Origin of the sequence: Sphingomonas brevis, from assembly GCF_023516505.1 — a bacterium.
Taxonomy (GTDB): domain Bacteria; phylum Pseudomonadota; class Alphaproteobacteria; order Sphingomonadales; family Sphingomonadaceae; genus Sphingomicrobium; species Sphingomicrobium breve.
In genome coordinates this window covers 329,499-347,464 of sequence record NZ_JAMGBB010000001.1, presented here as the reverse complement: position 1 = coordinate 347,464, position 17,966 = coordinate 329,499, and the positions used below count along the sequence as shown (strand labels likewise).

Here is a 17,966-nt window from a genome sequence, read left to right as displayed (position 1 = left end):
GTCAATCCTCCTCGGCGAAGCCTGCCCATTTTGGTCCGACTCCGCGCTGCGGCTTATAGTCCTCACCGCCGCAGTCTCCGATAGGGAGGACGCAAAAGCTCCCGGTCGCCAATTTCACGCTCCTGCTTCGTCGACAACAAGGTCCGCGTGCGCGGCTGGAATCCGAAGAAGAAAGAGGAGTTGGTTTACGCCTAACTGCCGACGCGGATTTCGACCCGGCGGTTCTGAACTTCGCGCACGCCGTCCTCGGTCGGCACCAGCGGCCGTTCTTCGCCAAAGCCGGCCATGCTGATCGCGCTGGACGGCACGCCGCGTTTCTCCAGCTCCCGGCAGACCGTTTTCGCCCGCTCGAGCGATGCCCTGAGGTTGTGAGCGGCACCGCCCGACCGGTCGGTATATCCGGATAGCGTGAGCCGGGAGCCGGGACTGGCGCGCCATGTGGCGACGGCCTGGTCGAGCACGGCCAGGTCGTCGCTGCGGATGTCGGGCTTGCCCCAGTCGAAGAACAACATCAGCGGTGCCGGCTGTTGCGCGGCCGCAACGCCGCCCCAGGCGATCGCCAGCGTCGCGGCCAATACGCATTTGAACATTCGCCTCGCCCTTTGCTGCCGGACAATACCCGGACGGCTTAGGGCGCGCCCGCGACGCGGGCAACGCGCAAAAAGAAACCCCGGGAGTGCCGAAGCGCTCCCGGGGTAACTTTTAAACCAGCCGTCTGGCTTAACCGCGTTCCGGCTCCGGAGGAGGAGGCGGCGGCGGCGGCGGCGGAGGCGGCGGTGGGCACGCGTCCGTTGCCAGGATCACCGAGCCGTCCGGGCAGGTCTGCGTCGCCGGCGGAGGCGGCGGCGGAGGCGGCGGCGGCGGAGGCGGCGGCGGCGGAGGCGGCGAGTAGAAGTTGTAGATCAAGCTCAGCAGCAGCGAGTGCGAGCGGAACTTGCCTGTTGCTTCGATGCCGTCCTGTTCGAGATCGCCGAAGTCATAGGCCTTGGTGTTGAAGAAGCGATACTTCAGGCCAAGATCGAGGTTCTGGGTAATCGCCTTGCGGACACCCGCAACGATCTGCCAGGCCAAGCCGCTGTCGGTGCTGCTCGGATCGTCGATATCGTCGACATCAAGGTCATGCTTGATGCTGGCGAAACCGATACCGGCACCGAGATAGCCGCTCCAGTTATCGTCGTCGCCAAAGTCGAGCAAGCCATTGACCATCGCCGACAGGACGCGAACGTCGCCGCTGGTGTCGATCGTGACTGCGTCGCTATCAAGGATGCCGGGGCCGAAGGTAACTTCGTCAATACCTGCATTCTTGTAACCAAGCTCGGCTTCGAGACGGAAACCACCGAAGTCGTAACCGCCGACGAGGTCGATATCGAGACCCGTCTTATAGTCGAGATGAAGACCGTTATCGACCGAGCCGCTGACTTCGCCGTCGTCAAAATCAACGTCGAGGTCTGGGTCTTCGGCAAGCATAACGCCGCCTTCAACGCCGGCATACCAGCTCTTGTCGCGAGCGACAGCTGGGGTCGCCAACGCAGTCGAAGCAAGCGCCGCCAAAATGGCCAGCTTCCGCATAATTATCCCCTTTCACATGCGTTCCAAATCAGAACTGCCCGAACACCTTATGAGAGGGGCCGTTGCGGTGCAAGATTACAAAATTCGGGCCTGTTGCCCAAATGCCGCACAAATCTCCCTGATTCCCCCTAAGCGCAAGGATTTGGGGCCGGATTAATCGATCAATCCGTGGGTCCGCAGCATCGCCAATATGGCCGATACCGCCGACCGGCATTGACTGTCGACGACGCTGCCGGCCGATGGATCGGCGATTGCCGGCTGCCGCTCCCGAACCACCGTGGCACCGTCGATTTGCAGCTGCTGTGCGCGAAGGATGCCGGTTTCCCAGGCACCGCCGCGGCGCACGACCATCTGTCCGCTGCTCCGGTCGAACAGCCTAACTCCTTCGATTGGGGCGATGAATCGCCAACCCCCATCGGTGAAGCCGGCCAGCATATCGTCCTTCCCCGCCCAGGCCCCGGCTGCTCCCGGCGCGACCAGGTAACAAGTGCCGGCCTCCGGTTCGGCGGGCGGCACGGCGATTTCCGCTCCTTCGACAACCGGACAAAGGAGCATGTCGACCCGATGCAGGCTCTCGTTGTGAAAAATTTCCTTCTGCGCCTGGCCCGGGCTCAACAGCGGAAGGGCGAATCGCGCACTATTGTCCATGGAAGTCCCCCTAAAGGATGATCGATGCAGTCGCCGGGTGCGACAGCGCGGCGGGACCGACGATCGACACCGCCATCGCGATTGCTTCACCGGCCTTGCCCGGAAGCTCGGCCAGGCCGAACGCCGCCGAGCAATCGGCCGACTCGGAAGTCAGCGTTCCGCCGGTGCCCGTCAGGTTCAGCCTGTACGTCTCCGGGAACGGATCGTCGGGAACGCCGACGCCGTCGATCCATGCCCAGCCGCGATGACTGCGGCGGGTCCAGCTTGCGACCAGGCTGGTGCCGTCCCTGCGAAGCGTCAGATGGGATGGCGATGGCGGCCGCAGGCTTTCCCCGCGGATCAGCCGTTCGACAACCGGCAGCGGCGCAATATCTCCAATTCCGTGCGCCGTTGCGGTTAGGGCGGTCCCGACCGAACCGGGCGGCAGGGTGACCGGCTTCATTGCCGCGACGTCTATCAGGCAGAACCGGTCACCGACTGCATGGGTCGCCGATGCCCATTCGGTCCCGCGCCGGCCGCGCAGCAGGTGCGACAGACGATATAGGCCAGCGCCAACCTGCTCCGCACGGCCGAACTGCAGCAATTCGTCCCCAAGGATTGCCAGGTTCGCACCAGCCATCAGCGCGTCGTCGTCGGCGTTGAGCAAATATTGCCCGCCATTGGCGAGCCGGATGATGACGCTCGACACTTCGTCGAAGATCGGCGGCGACCGCGCGTCGAGCAGGCTCTCGGCCATCCCGATCACGGCGCGCCGGGTCATGGCGACGCTGCCGGCCGGATCAACGCCATTCGTCAGCTCGACTGCCACCGGCTTCCACAGGCCGGCGTTGGAGGCGGCGAGGTAAAGCGTTGCCGAGGCTTCGGGCGCGTCGCCCATCGGCGGCAATTCGATCAGCGCCAGCTCGGTCCGTCCAATCCCGATGTCCGGTTCGCTGACCGCCCGGCCTGGCGCGGCGGGCAGCGCGGGCACGGCCACTGGCGCATCCTCGGCTTCCACCGCGACCGCCATCCCCTCGATCGAGACGGACCTGACCACCCAGGAGCGCGTGACGCTCGCCAGCCGGATCGCCTGTCCGGGGCGCAATCCCATCTGCGACGGCGGCAAGCGCAGCTTGACGCGATCGCCGCTCCGCCACCGCCGCGCGTAGGCTCCCTCGGCAAACAGCCTTGCCTGCGCCGCGGCGAGCACGACCGGAAGCTCGATCCGTTCGTCGCGGCTGCCGCTTCCGCCGCCTGACGAGCGCATCTGGCCTGCCTGATAGTCGCGGTCCGGGTCATAATAGCCGAGCGACAATGCGGCGGGCCGGTCGACATTCGGGGCCCGAACCTGCTCGGTCATGGGCCTGGCGTCATCGTCGCTGTCGCAGCCCAACTCCTGCGCCGCGACAAGGGTCACCGGCGTCGCGCCGGGGGACGCCAGCCGACCATTTTCATCGAACAGCTCGACCCCGGCCAGATCGACCAGGCCATGCAGCGCATCGCCGATTGACGAGCCATGCGCGGCAAAGCCCGGGATCGGCCTCGGGTCGTCGCAATCGATCAGGCCATCACTGGCGTCGGCGAGCAGGCCGGTGAAGCATTCGCACAGCGCGCTGGCCGTCCGGACGAGCGCGGCCAGCAGGGCATCCTCCTCGCCGGTCTCGATGCGGGCAAAGGCCTGGGCCTCGGATATGCCGATCGCGGCCTCGGCGATGTTGGTCGTAATCATCCCAGCTCTTCCTTGAATTGTTCAGGCGGCCCGCTGATAGGAACCTCGCCGTGAAGAACATCGACCCCTCGACCGTCGAAGGCTTTGGCCGTGAGTGGCAGTCGTTCGACCAGTCCGCCCTCAGCGACGGCGATGCCCGCAGCATGTTCGGCGATTATTTCTCGATGTTCGATTTCACCGATCTGGGCGAAGGCTTCGACCTCGGCTGCGGATCGGGGCGCTGGGCAAAATTCGTCGCGCCGCAGTGCGGCAAGCTGCACTGCATCGACCCGTCCGACGCGATCGACGTCGCCCGGCGCAACCTTGCCGACTGCCCCAACGTCACTTTCCATCGCGCGTCGGCCGACGACATTCCGTTGGCCGACGGCAGCCAGGACTTCGGCTACAGCCTCGGCGTCCTCCACCACATCCCGGACCCTGAAGCGGCGCTGCGCAATGCGGTCGCCAAGGTCAGGCGCGGCGGCCAGTTCCTGCTCTACATCTACTATCGCTTCGACAATCGCCCGCTCTGGTTCCGCCTGTTGTGGCGCGGATCGGATATCGGCCGGAGGATCGTTTCCAACCTCCCGTTTACGGCGCGCAAAGCCGTCGCCGGCCTGATCGCCGCGACGACCTACTGGCCGCTCGCCCGTACCGCACGCCTGGTCGAACAGGCCGGCCGCGACCCCTCCTCCATCCCGCTCAGCTGGTACCGCAACCTCAGCTTCTACACGATGCGGACCGACGCCCTCGACCGGTTCGGAACCAGGCTGGAGCAGCGCTTCACCAGGCCCGAAATCCAGGCGATGATGGAGCGCTGCGGCCTGGAAAACATCCGCTTCTCCGAGCGCGCGCCATATTGGGTCGCGATTGGGACGCGCCGCTGAGCCGGCTCAGGCGAACTTGAGCAGCTTGATGGCTTCCGAATTCACCACCTGCCCGCCGACCCGCTTGGTTGCGTAGAAATGGACGTAGGGCTTGTTGGTGAAGGGGTCGCGCAGGATCGTCGTCGCGTTCCTTTCGGCGATCGTATAGCCGGCCTGGAAGTTGCCGAACGCGATCGATAGGCTGCTCGCGGCCACGTCGGGCATATCCTCCGCCTCGATCACCGGATAACCGAGCAGGGTCGCGGGAGCGCCCGACACCAGTCCCGGCTGCCAGACATAGGCGCCGTCGGCGGTCTTGAACTTGCGGATCGCGGTCGCGGTCGCGCTGTTCATCACGAACGCCGCGCCCTGGCGGTAGGGCGGCCGCAGCGACTGGACCAGGTCCAGGATCTTGTCCTGCGGATTGGTCGCGGGGAAGCCCGCCGAAACGCCCGTCCCGATGAACTGCAGCGTCCCCTGCGGGCGAGCGCCGTCCAGCGCTGCCGAATTGAGCGAGCGCAGGAAGCCCAACGGCTGGTTGGCGCCCGTGCCATTGACGAACGCATTGCCCTCCGCCCGCGCGAACTCGGTCGCGATCTCGTTTGCCAGCCATGACTCGACGTCGAACATCGCATCGTCGAGCATCTGCTGCGATGCGGCCGGATTGGCGTAAAGCTCGCCCGACGCGGGCACGATCTCGCTGAAGGTCGGAGTGCCCGTCATCGGCCGCGCCGCCTCATAGGCGACCCAGCCCGACGGGGTTCCGCCGGTGGTGATCAGCTTGCGGTATCCGGCGCTGCCGACCTTCACCACATTGGCGATCGACCGGATCGGCGAGATGGCGACCAGCGTCGCGTCGATCTTGTCGTCGATCTCGCGCGGCACGGCATAGCCGCCGATCGCATCCGTCGAGCTGCCGACCGCCTTTTGCTCCAGCCCTCGTTCGATGCCTTTCCTCAGATATTGTTCGACGAATGCGTTTGCTTCGGCCGATTTTTGCGCCGTCCAGGCCAGAACCGGATAACGGCACCCGCTGCGCGGCGATCACCCCCTCGTCGACCCGCTTCCTCAAGAGCGCCAGCTCCGCCTTCAGCGCCTCGACGCCCTCATTCTCAAGCGCGTCGAACGACGCCTCCAGCCCATCCGCCTTCACTTCGATCATCGCCATTCCTTTCGTCCATAAAAAAGGGCCGCCGAAGCGACCCTTGCGTTTCCCAATCGTCGACATCCCCGCCGAAGCGGAAATGACTTTCAAGACTATTTCTTTTTCGGATTTACCTCGGCCGCGTCGACAATCATCCCAGCCGGAGCGCCAGCCTCTGCCCGTTGGATACCAAGTTGCTGGATTGCAACCACGGCACCCGGCAAGACGTCGTTCTCCGAAGGGCCGAAATTGCCCGCATTGAATCCAAAGGTCGCCATCAGCATCCACTTACCTTCGTGGACATCGGCATGCTTGATGATGATCTCGGTAAGCTCCCGGTGGGAGAGCGAGTATTGGTTAGCGGTTGGCATCAAAAAGTCCTCGGTTGGCCATAATACCAATCACCATTTGATGATCGGCGGAATTGTGAATCGACTCTCGGAAATGCAGATGACCAGCGTTCGGCGCGAATGAGCCCATGGTGTAGCCGTGCCCCTGAGGCGCGAACCACAGACATTGAGCTTCCGGTTTCGGCATAGCTGCTGACGATTTCTGTCCGAGGCATTCAGCGATGCTTGCTACGATGAGCTGATTTAGACTCACACCATCAAGCTCGGCAGCCAGAGTTGCCTTTCGATGCAAGCTCTTGGGCAGGCGTAAATTGAGCCTGCCGCTGAAATTCGCTTCATCCAGCGGGGGTGGAATTGGAGAACCCATTTCCAACGCAGCCTCAATCCATTCTTCTGCAGCGGCCTCTAATTCAGCTAGCGCCTCCTCTGCATCGTCACCCTCTGCGATGCAGCCTGGAAACTCGAGAATTTCGGCACGGTAGCCGCCCTCTTCTTCGGGAATGAGCAGTCGTCCGTAAGGCATACGGAGACGCGCCGAAGCATCGATCGGCTGCCCTTCATTTGCCATTACTTTTTTACGCGCCATTGGCCTGCTCCTGCAACATCATCTCCCACGCTTCCACGTCACCTTCCAGTTGATCTAAAACACTTTTCTTCGTGCCAGGCTTCAAATCCCGACGCTTCCCGGCCGGGATCGAAAGAGGATAGCAGCCCGGCAAACTCGTCACCCATGTCTGGTGCTTCCCTTTGCCACCCTTGCGGTGAGTTCGGCCAAGGCGGCTGGCGAGCCCGGCAAGGTCACCTTGAGTCTGGGGCTTGCGGCGCGCGGCGGCAATGTCATCGCGAATCCTGGCGAGCTTAGTCTCATCCATGGTACTATATGCGGTACCATAGGAAAATGTGAAGGACTAGCCTTACCGGGACGTTCATTTTGACCAATTGCCTCATTGGTCATTCACTCCACCGCATGCACCCGCGCCTTGGGCTGCATCGGTTCCGCCACCAGGCTGACCTCGACCAGCTCAAGTCGCTTGAGCTCGCGAAGCCCACCGCTCCGCCCCGCCTCCCGCACCCGATAGCCGAAGCTCAAGCCGTCGAGCCTTCCGCTCCGCACCAGGCTCGCAGCGCGCGCCGCGTCCGCGCCCTCACCCAGCTCCGCGATCACGCGCAGGCCGCGCCGGTCCTCGCTCAAATGCTCGATCCGCCCGATCACCGCGCCGGCCTTGTGCTGCCACAGCAGGGGCACATCGCCCTTGCCAAGGCTCTCCGTGAAAGCACCCGGACGGATTAGGTCGCCGCCCTTGTCCGGCCGGTCGAAGATGGCGGCATAGCCGGCAAAGCGAACGCTCATCCCGTCACCAAATCGGTCAGCCGCAGCCGCACCGCCAGCCCGATCAGCAGCAGCGCAAGGCATAGCCGCACCGCCCAGCTCACAACCGCCTGCCGCGCCGACCGCTTGGCATCGCGCCAGGCCGACAGCAGCTCGCGCAATTCGTCCATGTCGCGCCGGGCCCGCTGGTCGTCGAGCCCAAGCGCTCCGAGCGCCCTGCTCGCCCCGGCCTGCGCCCCCTCCTCGACCAGCGCGCGAAGCGTGATCAAATCCACTCCGCGCCCCTCGGCCTGCGCCATTAGCCGCGCCAGCAATCCGTCACTGCTCATGCTCCAAATCCCAGCTGCTCGCGTTTCTCCTCGCGGCTCAGAAACTCCGCGGCGCCGACGCTTTCCCACAGCCTCGCCCGATCCTCGGCCAGCTCGCTGATCCGGTCGGTGTCGACCTCGATCGTGACCGGCCCAAGCCAGTCGCCCAGCATCGCGCCCAGATCCCGCAGCATGACTTCCGCCATCGGCAGGATGGTCTGCCGGTAGAGCGCCCGCCCCGCCTCCCGCGCATTGGCGTAGGTCGCATCGCCGGGCAGCCCGACCAGCACCGGCGGCACCCCGAACGCCAGCGCGATGTCGCGCGCCGCTCCTTCCTTGACCGCGACGAAATCCATGTCGGTCGGCGACAGGCCAAGCGCCTGCCATTTGAGCCCTCCGTCGAGCAACAGCGGCCGTCCGGCATTGGCGCTTCCCGAAAACTGCTCGCCCAATTCCTGTTTCAGCCGGTCGAACTGTTCCGGCCCCAGGCTCGACCCGTCGCCCGGCTCATAGACCAGCGCCCCAGAAGGGCGCGCTGCATTGTCGAGCAGCGCCTTGTTCCAGCGTGACGCCCGATTGTGCACGCTCGCCGCGCCGATCGCCGCGTCCAGACAGCCCAGCCCATAAAGATCGTCGCCGGGGTCCAACGCCTTCAGGTGCGCCACCTGCCGCCGCCCCAGCGCATCCTCTTTCGCGATCCGCACCACCTGCCCGCCGGCCCGGTAAAGATAGGCGCTAGGCCAGCCGTCGGCGCCGCACGCCACGCTGACCCGTTCCGGCCGCATCAGCTGTAATATCGCGGGCCGGTCATGGCTGTCGGCCGCCAGCCGGGCATAGGCATTTCCGTGCAACAACAGGTTTGCCGCCGCCTGCTCCAGCAGGCCACCTTCCTTGACCAGCGCGACCGCTTCTTCATGACCGAACAGCGGCAGCCCGCCTGCCAGCCCCGCCACCAGCCGCACCGCGCGAAGGCCGACCGGGTTGCGGCGATAAACCTCGTCAAGCTGTGCAGCATAGCCGCGCGCAAAGCCGCCGCCTTCGCCCTCACCCTGCAGCCAAACGGGCACAAAGGGTTGCTTTTCCGGCGCGCTTTTGCGGCCGAACCAAAATGCCATGCGATGCTTCCTATGCTGAGCGCCGAGCGCGATAAATATCTGCAAATTCTGGAAAAAAACTTGCAACAATCGGTTCGGCTGTGGAATGTTGACCCCGCGCAACCAGTCGTTGCGCCTGTACCCTGGGGGCCTGTTGCTTATGCCGATTGACCGTTTGCTTGCCCGTATCGACGACGAGCTGATTCACGCTCGAAAGTCGCTGAAATTCTGGCGAGACCAGCTGCTGTTGATCGAGAATGGCGATTATCAGGCCGCGGCCAAGAACCAGGTCAAACACCGTGAAACCGACATCAGCCAACTGCTCAGCCTGCACGAACTCCTGAATGGAATCCGCCGCGTTTGAACGCCCGCTATAACATCCGTACCCTGGGCACTCCGCTCCTCGTTTCGCTGAGCTCGGTCAACGCCCACACCATTGCGTCCGCGCGGTCGGGCGAGCGCGATTGGCCCTCGTAACCGCCGCCGATCTGCAAGCCTGACAATTCTTCCTCCAGCTCGGGAAATATCCCGGCCAGGAACGCCCGGCCGGCCTCGAACCGGATCGCAACCGGCTCCGCCCGCGCCACCTTGCCGCGCGAGGCATGAACCAGCCTGACCTTCAGGCCGGCGTCCGCGGCCTTGAGCACGCTTTCGACCATCGCCCCGCCCTGGTTGGCTTCGGCGACGACATGGCTTGCGCCCCAATCCTCCGCCGCCCGCGCCACTGCCGCGGCCCAGCGCTCGGGGCTTGCGCCGGCGACGCTGCAATCGGCCAATACGTACAGCTTTCCGTCGCTGCGCCCGGCGACCACGATCCCGCACGCATCGCCGCCGACCGATGCCGGCGGATCGACCCCGACCACAACTCTATCCAGTTCCCCGGCGTAGGCCGGGGTCCAGTGCGCTGCGTCAGCAGCGCCTTTCGGCGCTCCTGGGCCCCGGCCTGCGCCGGGGAGCAATTGAATCCTGCATCTCTCCAGCAGCGCCCGCGGAAACAGGCTGCCCTCCGCCTCGGCCATCAGCTCGCCGTCCAGCTCCTGCCGGCCAAGCCGCGATCCGCCATAGGTTGCCGTCATCACGTCGATGAAGCTTCCCGGCAGGGAGATATTGTCCCCGGTCTTGCCCCTGCTCGCTACCGTCCAGGTATCGCCCCGGATCCGCTCCAGCAGCCGCATCGGCCTCGGCGTCGTCGTCACCAGTGCCCGCGGGCGCGATCCCAATCTCAATCCCATCTGCAAATTGGCCCAGCTCTCTTCGGCGCGCCGCCATTTGGCGAGCTCGTCGCACCAGGCGAAATGATGTTCCGGTCCGCGCAGGCCGTCCGGATGATCCCCGGAATAGAGGCTCGCCATGGCCCCGCTCGGCCAGGTCATTCGTCCCAATCCCGGTTCCCACTTGACCCTGACCCGCTGCCGCCGGGCAATGCTGAGCAAGCCGCTTTGCCCTTCGACCATCACGCTCCGCGCCTCGTCGATCGATGCCCCGACCAGTGCGATCCGCTTGGCCCCGTGCAACGCGAGGGCGTGGATCCATTCCGCCCCGGCGCGCGTCTTGCCGAACCCGCGCCCGGCCATCATCAGCCACACCCGCCAACCATCCCCGCCGGGTTGGAGTTGATTGTCATTGGCCCAGGCCTCGAACGCCGCATCCAGCAGCAGCGCGTCCTGCGGCCGGCACTTCGCCAGCCATTCGAATTGCTGGTCCCTTGGAAGCCGCGCCAGCCGTTCCATCAGGCGGCGGGGTATGTCTATCCTCATCGCCGGCCCAACGCCCATGCGATGGTCGCCACGCGGTCGGCCGACTTGGTTTCAACCTTGTCGCTTTCCCGCAATCGTTCGAGCCGTTCCATGATCCGCTCGCACGCCTCGCGATACTCCTCATGGCCAGCGCCTTCGCCAGCCATCGCCGCGCTGTCGCGATGCATACGGAGCAGGGCCAGGCCGACCCGGTCGCTATATTCGCGCATCACCGTCGTCGTGCCGTCACGGGCGATCACGGTCTTTTCGACCCCGTGCAGCGCCCGTTCCAGCATGGTCATTTCAAGCTGTGCGTAGCCGGTCGCCAGCGCCTGGTCCCAGGCGGCGCGAAAATTCGCATCCCTGGCCCGGCGGATATAGGCGCCGCTGGTCGACAGGCCTGACTGCTTGGCCGCCAGCTTGACGTTGCAGCTTGTCGCCAGCGCCTCGAGAAAGGTTTTCTCCTTCGCCTTGGTCCAGCTGCGGTGCGACGGCCGGATCGTCCTCGGCCGTTTTCCGCCTTCCAGTACAAGCTCCGCCAAACACGCCTCCACGCCAAAGCAAAAAGGCCGCGGCGCCCTCGCGCCCGGCCTTTCAGGAGCCCGTCGAAGGGCCCGAATCACATTTTCCGACTGTGCCTTGCTTGTGCCAGATGAGCGTCACGATGTCAAGATATTTTTACCAGATAGGTTATATATGCACCCAACTGCCTATCTGCTGCCGGATGACGAACGCCGCGCGGAAGACACTGCCGCCAGCCCTGGGCCGAAGCATCAGCTCCGCAAGCCGAACACCGTAACCAACGGCAGCGCCCTAAAAGGCCGGAACAAGTGGGAACCCTCCGGCCTTGATTCGACACGGTTGAATAGCAGCAGCAGCTATCCTATAGGTCAAGTGCTCGGTCGAATTGGGGAGATCCCATGTCCTATCCCGAGCACAACTTCACCAGACGAGAGCCTGTGCATCCCCTGTTGTGGTGCATCGCCTTCGGAATCGCCTTTTATTCGGTGCTGGCCGTGATCCTGCTGCTCTGAATACTGCTTATTTCACGCCGAGTTATTTCGCCTTGGGCGGGCGCCGCAAACCCAATGCCTAGATAGAAAGGCCCGGATCGCCCTCAAGCAGTTGTACCTAGCGTCACCCCGGGCTTGATGACCGGCATGCGGCACCGTCTGGGGGACGGTGCCGTCCAGTCATGGTCTGCCTGCCTTTCTGGGCGCAAATGAAAAGGCGGATCCCGGATCAAGTCCGGGATGACGAATGAGGTGTGGCCGCTTTCGACCCATTGCGGTCATTGGATTAATCGAACGTCACCCCGGGCTTGACCCGGGGTCTGCCTGCCTTTTGAACTCTGGGCAATGGAACGTCAGCCTTGTGTTTATCTCTTAGCCCGCGCCTCCCACAGCACCTTCTATACCGGCGTCACAAGCGATCTGATCGGTCGCATCTGGCAGCATCGTACCGAAGCGACGAAGGGTTTCACGGCGCGATACGGGATCAAAAGATTGGTCTGGTTCGAGGTCCATGAAACGATGGAATCCGCCATCCTGCGAGAGAAGCAGATCAAGCGATGGCGGCGGCAGTGGAAGTATGATTTCGTCAACGCAGGCAACCCCGGCTGGCGCGATCTTGCCGAGGATCTTGGCTTCGATCCATTGCCGCTAGGAAGACAGGCGGACCCATGATCGGACCGGCACTGTCCCCCAGACAGTGCCGCATGCCGGTCATCAAGGCCGGGGTGACGCCTGTACATCGGGCTAGCCGTGGTCATTCTGCCTTGAAGCGATGACGGCGGCCAATCGCTAGATCGAAAGGCCCGGATCGCCTTCAAGTACCTCGGCGACTAGCTTCGGCGCTTCGCCTGGTTTCCACAGCTTGGCTGTATGCGCCACGCGGTAGCGCAGCGGTCCGCCGTCAGGGCGCTCGCTCCTCGTCACCGGGCGCGGGATGCAGACGAATTCGGTCCGCATCTCCTCACTGCTGAGCCGCACCTTGGCATAGCCATGCCCGCCGATATCGACGAACTCGAGGTGCGGCGCGACATCCGGGTTGGCCAGGGCCAGCGCCTTCGCCCGATCGAAGGATTTGGCATATTCGAAGCAGGACCGGACCCCGTGCCTCAACATCATGTTGTACGTGTGCTCGGGCTTCGCCGCGCCCGGCCGGTCGGCAAGGTACAGCGGCCGGAATTTGTCGTCCTTCTTGATGACATACTCGTGCGCTTCGGCGCCGCCCACACTCGATATAGATCCCCCGGTGAAGCTCAGCCCGATCGGTTCGAACTTGCCGGGCGGCAATTGCGCAGAAGCGTAACCCGCCCAGAAACTATGGAGGTCACCGGAAACGATCGCCAGACCGGTTATCTTGGCGTCACGCACCAGGTCATAGATCTCGCTGCGCTCGACCCAGGCGCTGCCGAAGTCGCCGCCTTGCACGTTGGCGAACCTTCCTGCCGGCCATTTCTGTTTTGTCAGCCCTTCGGGGAAGTTCTCCGGATCGGCGCGCTGCTCCAGGGTGCATTGCGAACTGGCCCAAATCTTCCAGGTCGCCCCCGAGGTGCGCAGCCGGTTCTTGAACCACGCTTTCTGAGTCCCTCCAAGGATGGTTTGTGGCGGCTTGTCCTTGTTCGGGTTAGGGACCTTGGCGCCGTTGAATTCCAGTTCCGCAGGCGGATTGCCGCCGTTGAAGGCGCGTCCCCCGTCAAGCGCCTGCAACAGGTCGTCGGGGAACATGCCGTAATCGGCCCAGTCAGCCAATTTATCGGTCGCCGACTCTTCGAACGGGTTCGGACCGCGATAGCTGCGCTCGTCGGTGAGCAGCAGATCGAGATGGCGACCGAAGCGCAGCGCACGATAGATGATCAGGCTATTGATCGCGGCAATATTATTCGGCTCGAGACCGAGGCCGTCATCGCCGAACTTGTCGATCTTGACGTTCTTGACGGCAACGGAACCGAACTCGTCAAAGGTTCCGCTCGGCGCCTTCACCCGCGCCGGAATATTTTCGAACCACGCCTGGTTCGCCGCGACCTTGATGGTCTGCCCTGGCTGCTCAATCGACGGTGCTTTCAGGATGCTCTGCCAGCCCTGCCAAGAAAATTCGTGATTGTCCCAGGTGCATATGAACGGCCAGCGGGCCCGCGCATCCTGGAGGTCGGGATCGGCGAGAAAGCCCTTCCACACCGCACGGTATCCCTCGAGCGTCGTCGGGAGATGATAGTTACGGACTTTGAGCGAGTCCGGAATCCGTGCAACCTCGTAGAGCTTCCGGTCGAACCGGGGCTTCCCTTCCTCCGGATATTGGACCACCTCGTAGATGAAATCGCCAAGGTGCAGGACGAATTCGATCTGGTCTGCCGGCTGCGCCCGCTCGTCTTCGAAGATCATTCGGCGGTAGGCATTGAGCTTGCTTTCGTTGATGTCCTGGCAGCTTACGAAGGCGAAGTTGATGGTCCGCGGATCGTCCGCCGCCGGCGCGGTAATCGTCCGCCCGACCCGGCTGCCATTCCCTTGGGCATCGGTGAAACGGTACCAATAGGTGTGCGAAGGCTTGAGGCCACCGACCAGCACCCGGGCGGTCCAGTCGGACGCGGCGCTGACCGGCGCGGGCGCATGCGCCACGACCCGTCGGAACGCCGCATCCTCCGCCACTTCAACGGTCAGCATTTGCCGCTTGCCCGCCTCATACGGCCGGCGGGTCCACAGGATCACGCTGTGCGGATCGGGATCGCCCGACGCCACGCCGTGGGGATAGAGATTGCGCCGCTCGGTCCATTTGACGCGCGACGCGCGGGCCGGGCCGCCCCAGGCGAATGCGGCGCCCATTGCAGCGGCGGCCTGGATGAATTGCCGGCGGTCGAGCATCGTTCGCCTCCCCCTGAAAAATGCCTGTGAGGTGATGGTCCCGGAATTTCCCCGCCGCCAACCGGCTCACGACCGGCGTCGGCAAGTTTCGACGAACGCTCATGCAGCGCCCTACGAACGGCCGGCCGGCCCCCTATCCAACGATAGCTATTGGCGAGCGTTGGGCAGGCATAGCTTGGCCCTCGGCATGGTGGGGAGATCATGCCGATCCCCACCCCCGGCCGCCCCGACGGCCGGGGGCTTTTGCTTTCAAGGAAGCAGGCTGCAAATGAACGGAAATTTCTGGCGCCTGTTCATCGGCGCCGCCGGCGTGCTGGTCGTCCTGTCGCTGCTCATCTGACCCCTAGGGGTCAACACTGAAAAATCCGAAGGGACCGCAATTAAGGCAAAATCGGAACTAGCCCCGATACACCGGCAATCAGATAGGTTTTAAACGGGCCATGGGAGGCTTTGCGAGATTCCCTTTTTGGCGCATCCGATCCGGGCCCGCTTCGTGCGATGGCTCCAGGGACCACCTTTAACTGGCCGGCTGGCACTGCTCTGCGGGATCGCCGCTACTTCAGCGGCGACCGCGACTCGCTTCGCGATCGACGACATGGTGGTGGGCTGCGAATTCACCATTTTCCTGCCGTTCGTCCTGCTCGCCGCCTTGCTGCTGCGCTGGTGGCTGGCCAGCCTGGTCGCGCTCGCCTGCGCTTTGTTCTTCGGTTTCATTTTCGTCGGCACGCCGTCGGCGATGCTGGCTTCTCACTGCTTCCTGCCCAGCTCGGCAATGTTCCTGCTCGCGTCAGGGACAATGATCGGCTTCGTGATGGTGGCGCGCGCCCTGTTCCATGCCATGCACGTCCCGGGCGAGGACGAGAGTCCGGGCGGCATCATCTTCAGCCTGGAAGACGACAAGGTCTGGGCCACCTGGTACGGCCAGGGTTCTCCCGTGTTGTTGGGATCGGCGTCCAAGGTTTCGTCGATGATGGAGGATTTCCTCGCCCAGCTGGCGGTTGGGAAGAGACTCAACGGCAATCATTAGCTGGTCCCAGCATTCTGCGGCATGTAGTATAACCTAGGTTAGGTTCGGACCTGGGAGAGTTTACGGGGGCATGGCTATCTTCGGACGCTGAAGTTCGGTCGGCGGCGGCTTTCAGGGCTGAGCGGCTTGCGGTGTCCGCAAGGCCATTCCTTTATGCATTCGCGTGGCTCGGCCTGGCGCTGCCCGACCGCGTCTCGGCCGAGCAGGCCGCGCCCGCCACCGATACGGGAGAGGTGATTGTCGTCACCGCCCAGCGCCGGCCGGAGCCGCCCGAGGACGTTCCGATCTCCCTCACCGCCCTCTCCGGCAAGCGGCTGGAGGATTATCAGGCGACCGACATGGCCAGCCTCGGCAAGGTCGTCCCCAGCCTCCACATGACCCGCACCGGCGCCTTCACCCAGCCCTTCCTGCGCGGGGTCGGCAAGCGCTCCACCCTCGGCGTCGAAAACAGCGTCGCCACCTATGTCGACGGAGTCTATCTCGCTTCGGCGATCAGCGCCCTGCTCGACCTTCGCGGAATCGATCGGATCGAGGTGCTGAACGGCCCGCAGGGGACGCTGTTCGGCCGCAATACGACCGGCGGCGTGATCCAGGTCATCACCCGCGACCCCGATCCGGGACTGAGTGGCGAGATCGCGCTTCACGTCGGCACTTACGGCTACCTTCGCGGCGACGCTTACCTTACCGGCGGCAACGACCTGATCGCCGGCAATTTGGCCGTCAGCCTGTCGCGGAACGGCGGCTACGGCACCAACCTCTTCACCGGCAAGAAGGACCAGGGCGAGGTCGACCACAGCCTGGTCGCGCGCAGCAAATTGCTCTGGCGTCCGACGGAAAGCCTGACCCTGACCCTGGCCGGCGACTATCAGGACGTCGAGCAGGATTTCACCCAGCTGCCGGTCGAAGGATTTCATGCGGCCGGCAATCCGCGCCTGCTCGATTTCCGCGACAGCGACCATGACGGATCGAACCGGATGCACTTCAAATATGGCGGCGTCTCGCTGAAGGCCGACGCCGAGCTTGGCGACATCAGCCTGATGAGCCTCACCGCCCTGCGCCGGATGCAGGCGCGCTACCATGCCGATCTCGATCTCGGGCCGGAGCCGCTGCTGACCGGCGACCCCGATGCCAGGCAGGATCAGTTCACCCAGGAGTTGCAGCTCCGGTCGGGCGAAGCTTCACCCTTTCGCTGGGTAGCAGGCCTCTATTATCTCCGCCTCGAGGAACGCTACGACCCGACGACATTCACCCTGGGCGGCAGCTATTCGGCGGATCGCGGCGGCCGCACCTTTCAGTCGATCGAGGACGAAGGCGAGGTCTCGTCCTACGCCGCATATGGCCAGGGCACCTTGCCGATCGGCCCGTCGACCCGCCTGACCGCCGGCCTTCGCTATACGATCGAGCATCGCTCGGTCGATGCGCGCGGCGAGCGCCTGTTCGACAATCCGCCCTTCGTCCGCCCGGTTCCTGGCCTGCCCCTGCTCGACGAGGAGCCGCTCGAGCAGGACAGCAGCTTCCGCAAGCTGACCTGGCGCGCGTCCGTCGACCATGATTTCTCGAACGCCCTGTTGGGCTATGCCGTCGTCAGTCGCGGTTTCCAGAGCGGCGGCTGGAACCTGCAGTCGCCGCAGGCCCCGGCATTCGCCCCGGAAACGCTCGACGATTATGAAGCGGGACTCAAATATGCCGACGCTGCCGGCCGATTCAAGGCAGACGCCGCCTTTTTCTACTATGATTACAGGGACCTGCAGGTCTCGGCGTTCACTGCTGCCGGTTCGGTCACGACCAATGCCACCACTGCCGACATCTACGGAATCGATCTGCAGCTTGCCGCGCGGGTCGGTCTATCGACCAACCTGTCGTTCGGCGCGCAGTGGCTGCATGCCCGGTTCAATCGCTTCGACAATGCGACCTGCACCGATTACAGCCAGGATGCCGTGGCCCTCTATTCGCCGGTGCAATGCGACGCGACCGGAAACCACCTGCCTTTCGCGCCGGAGTATAAGGCCAATCTGGGCGTCACCCAGCGGCTTGGCCTGGGCAGGTCGGGAACGCTGCTGCTTGCCGGCAACCTCGCTTACAATGACGGCTATTATGCCGAGCCGGACAATGAAGTCCGGCAAGGCGGCTATGCCACGCTCGACCTGTCAGCCGAGTGGCGGCCGGCCGGCCGCGGCCCGGCGATCCGGCTGTGGGTGCTCAACCTCACCGACGCCCATTATTATGCGACGCTGGTGACCTTCCCCACGACCGGCGTGCTGCAACGGCCGGCCGAGCCGCGCCGCTTCGGCCTTTCGGCATCCTATTCCTTCTGACGTAGCCAATGCCCCGCACTAGGTTTCGC

Annotated in this window: 18 protein-coding genes and 1 pseudogene; 5 read left to right on the top strand and 14 right to left on the bottom strand. The window is 64.2% G+C overall.

The window, feature by feature from the left end:
- Nucleotides 1-191 precede the first annotated feature (191 nt).
- From LZ518_RS01880 to LZ518_RS01860, 4 genes are all read right to left on the bottom strand, one after another.
- On the bottom strand, nt 192-590 hold the full coding sequence (locus tag LZ518_RS01880) for an OmpA family protein (RefSeq protein ID WP_249914352.1): 399 nt from the start codon (nt 588-590) through the stop codon (nt 192-194).
- A gap of 130 nt (nt 591-720) precedes the next feature.
- Nucleotides 721-1,569, bottom strand: a complete 849-nt coding sequence (locus LZ518_RS01870; RefSeq protein WP_283938146.1) for an outer membrane protein — start codon at nt 1,567-1,569, stop codon at nt 721-723.
- A gap of 153 nt (nt 1,570-1,722) precedes the next feature.
- Nucleotides 1,723-2,217, bottom strand: coding sequence for a DUF2793 domain-containing protein (locus LZ518_RS01865; protein WP_249914351.1), 495 nt, complete (start codon nt 2,215-2,217; stop codon nt 1,723-1,725).
- A gap of 10 nt (nt 2,218-2,227) precedes the next feature.
- Entirely contained in the window at nt 2,228-3,925 is a 1,698-nt protein-coding gene (locus LZ518_RS01860) for a phage tail protein (protein ID WP_249914350.1), read from the bottom strand.
- Nucleotides 3,926-3,975: 50 nt separating this feature from the next.
- On the opposite strand from LZ518_RS01860, the gene LZ518_RS01855 reads away from it, so the two are divergent.
- On the top strand, nt 3,976-4,791 hold the full coding sequence (locus tag LZ518_RS01855) for a class I SAM-dependent methyltransferase (protein ID WP_249914349.1): 816 nt from the start codon (nt 3,976-3,978) through the stop codon (nt 4,789-4,791).
- A 6-nt stretch (nt 4,792-4,797) separates the two neighbouring features.
- Here LZ518_RS01855 and LZ518_RS01850 read toward each other — a convergent pair.
- The 7 genes and pseudogenes from LZ518_RS01850 to LZ518_RS01820 all read right to left on the bottom strand — a co-directional run bounded on the left by LZ518_RS01850 (nt 4,798) and on the right by LZ518_RS01820 (nt 9,017).
- Nucleotides 4,798-5,932, bottom strand: a pseudogene (locus LZ518_RS01850) (phage major capsid protein).
- Between the two features lie 95 nt (nt 5,933-6,027).
- Complete coding sequence (locus tag LZ518_RS01845) at nt 6,028-6,285, bottom strand: hypothetical protein (protein ID WP_249914348.1); 258 nt, start codon at nt 6,283-6,285, stop codon at nt 6,028-6,030.
- Nucleotides 6,272-6,850 (bottom strand): toxin-antitoxin system HicB family antitoxin, encoded by a 579-nt coding sequence (locus LZ518_RS01840; protein WP_249914347.1) that lies wholly within the window; start codon nt 6,848-6,850, stop codon nt 6,272-6,274. The genes LZ518_RS01845 and LZ518_RS01840 overlap by 14 nt, the downstream gene beginning before the upstream one ends.
- Complete coding sequence (locus LZ518_RS01835; RefSeq protein ID WP_249914346.1) at nt 6,840-7,136, bottom strand: hypothetical protein; 297 nt, start codon at nt 7,134-7,136, stop codon at nt 6,840-6,842. Before LZ518_RS01835 ends, LZ518_RS01840 begins: the two co-directional genes overlap by 11 nt.
- Before the next feature lie 83 nt (nt 7,137-7,219).
- Nucleotides 7,220-7,615 (bottom strand): HK97 family phage prohead protease, encoded by a 396-nt coding sequence (locus tag LZ518_RS01830; protein ID WP_249914345.1) that lies wholly within the window; start codon nt 7,613-7,615, stop codon nt 7,220-7,222.
- Nucleotides 7,612-7,923 carry a DUF6127 family protein gene (locus tag LZ518_RS01825; protein ID WP_249914344.1) on the bottom strand — a complete coding sequence of 104 codons (312 nt, stop codon included), beginning with the start codon at nt 7,921-7,923 and terminating at the stop codon, nt 7,612-7,614. The genes LZ518_RS01830 and LZ518_RS01825 overlap by 4 nt, the downstream gene beginning before the upstream one ends.
- Complete coding sequence (locus LZ518_RS01820) at nt 7,920-9,017, bottom strand: phage portal protein (protein WP_249914343.1); 1,098 nt, start codon at nt 9,015-9,017, stop codon at nt 7,920-7,922. Before LZ518_RS01820 ends, LZ518_RS01825 begins: the two co-directional genes overlap by 4 nt.
- Before the next feature lie 85 nt (nt 9,018-9,102).
- Here LZ518_RS01820 and LZ518_RS01815 point away from each other — a divergent pair, with 85 nt between their 5' ends.
- Nucleotides 9,103-9,360, top strand: coding sequence for a hypothetical protein (locus LZ518_RS01815; protein WP_249914342.1), 258 nt, complete (start codon nt 9,103-9,105; stop codon nt 9,358-9,360).
- Between the two features lie 7 nt (nt 9,361-9,367).
- Here the strand turns inward: LZ518_RS01815 and LZ518_RS01810 are convergent, their stop codons facing one another.
- A complete protein-coding gene (locus LZ518_RS01810; protein ID WP_249914341.1) occupies nt 9,368-10,771 on the bottom strand; it encodes a DNA-packaging protein in 1,404 nt (467 codons plus the stop codon).
- Nucleotides 10,750-11,274 (bottom strand): hypothetical protein, encoded by a 525-nt coding sequence (locus LZ518_RS01805; RefSeq protein ID WP_249914340.1) that lies wholly within the window; start codon nt 11,272-11,274, stop codon nt 10,750-10,752. The genes LZ518_RS01810 and LZ518_RS01805 overlap by 22 nt, the downstream gene beginning before the upstream one ends.
- A gap of 816 nt (nt 11,275-12,090) precedes the next feature.
- Between LZ518_RS01805 and LZ518_RS01800 the strand changes: the two genes are divergently transcribed.
- Entirely contained in the window at nt 12,091-12,417 is a 327-nt protein-coding gene (locus tag LZ518_RS01800; RefSeq protein ID WP_249914339.1) for a GIY-YIG nuclease family protein, read from the top strand.
- A 117-nt stretch (nt 12,418-12,534) separates the two neighbouring features.
- On the opposite strand, the gene LZ518_RS01795 is transcribed toward LZ518_RS01800, so the two are convergent.
- Entirely contained in the window at nt 12,535-14,595 is a 2,061-nt protein-coding gene (locus tag LZ518_RS01795; RefSeq protein ID WP_249914338.1) for an alkaline phosphatase D family protein, read from the bottom strand.
- Between the two features lie 493 nt (nt 14,596-15,088).
- Between LZ518_RS01795 and LZ518_RS01790 the strand changes: the two genes are divergently transcribed.
- Together LZ518_RS01790 and LZ518_RS01785 are read left to right on the top strand one after the other, a co-directional pair.
- The gene (locus LZ518_RS01790) at nt 15,089-15,622 is read left to right on the top strand and encodes a hypothetical protein (protein WP_249914337.1); all 534 of its coding nucleotides are present in this window, start codon (nt 15,089-15,091) and stop codon (nt 15,620-15,622) included.
- Between the two features lie 131 nt (nt 15,623-15,753).
- Nucleotides 15,754-17,937, top strand: coding sequence for a TonB-dependent receptor (locus tag LZ518_RS01785; protein ID WP_249914336.1), 2,184 nt, complete (start codon nt 15,754-15,756; stop codon nt 17,935-17,937).
- Nucleotides 17,938-17,966 lie beyond the last annotated feature (29 nt).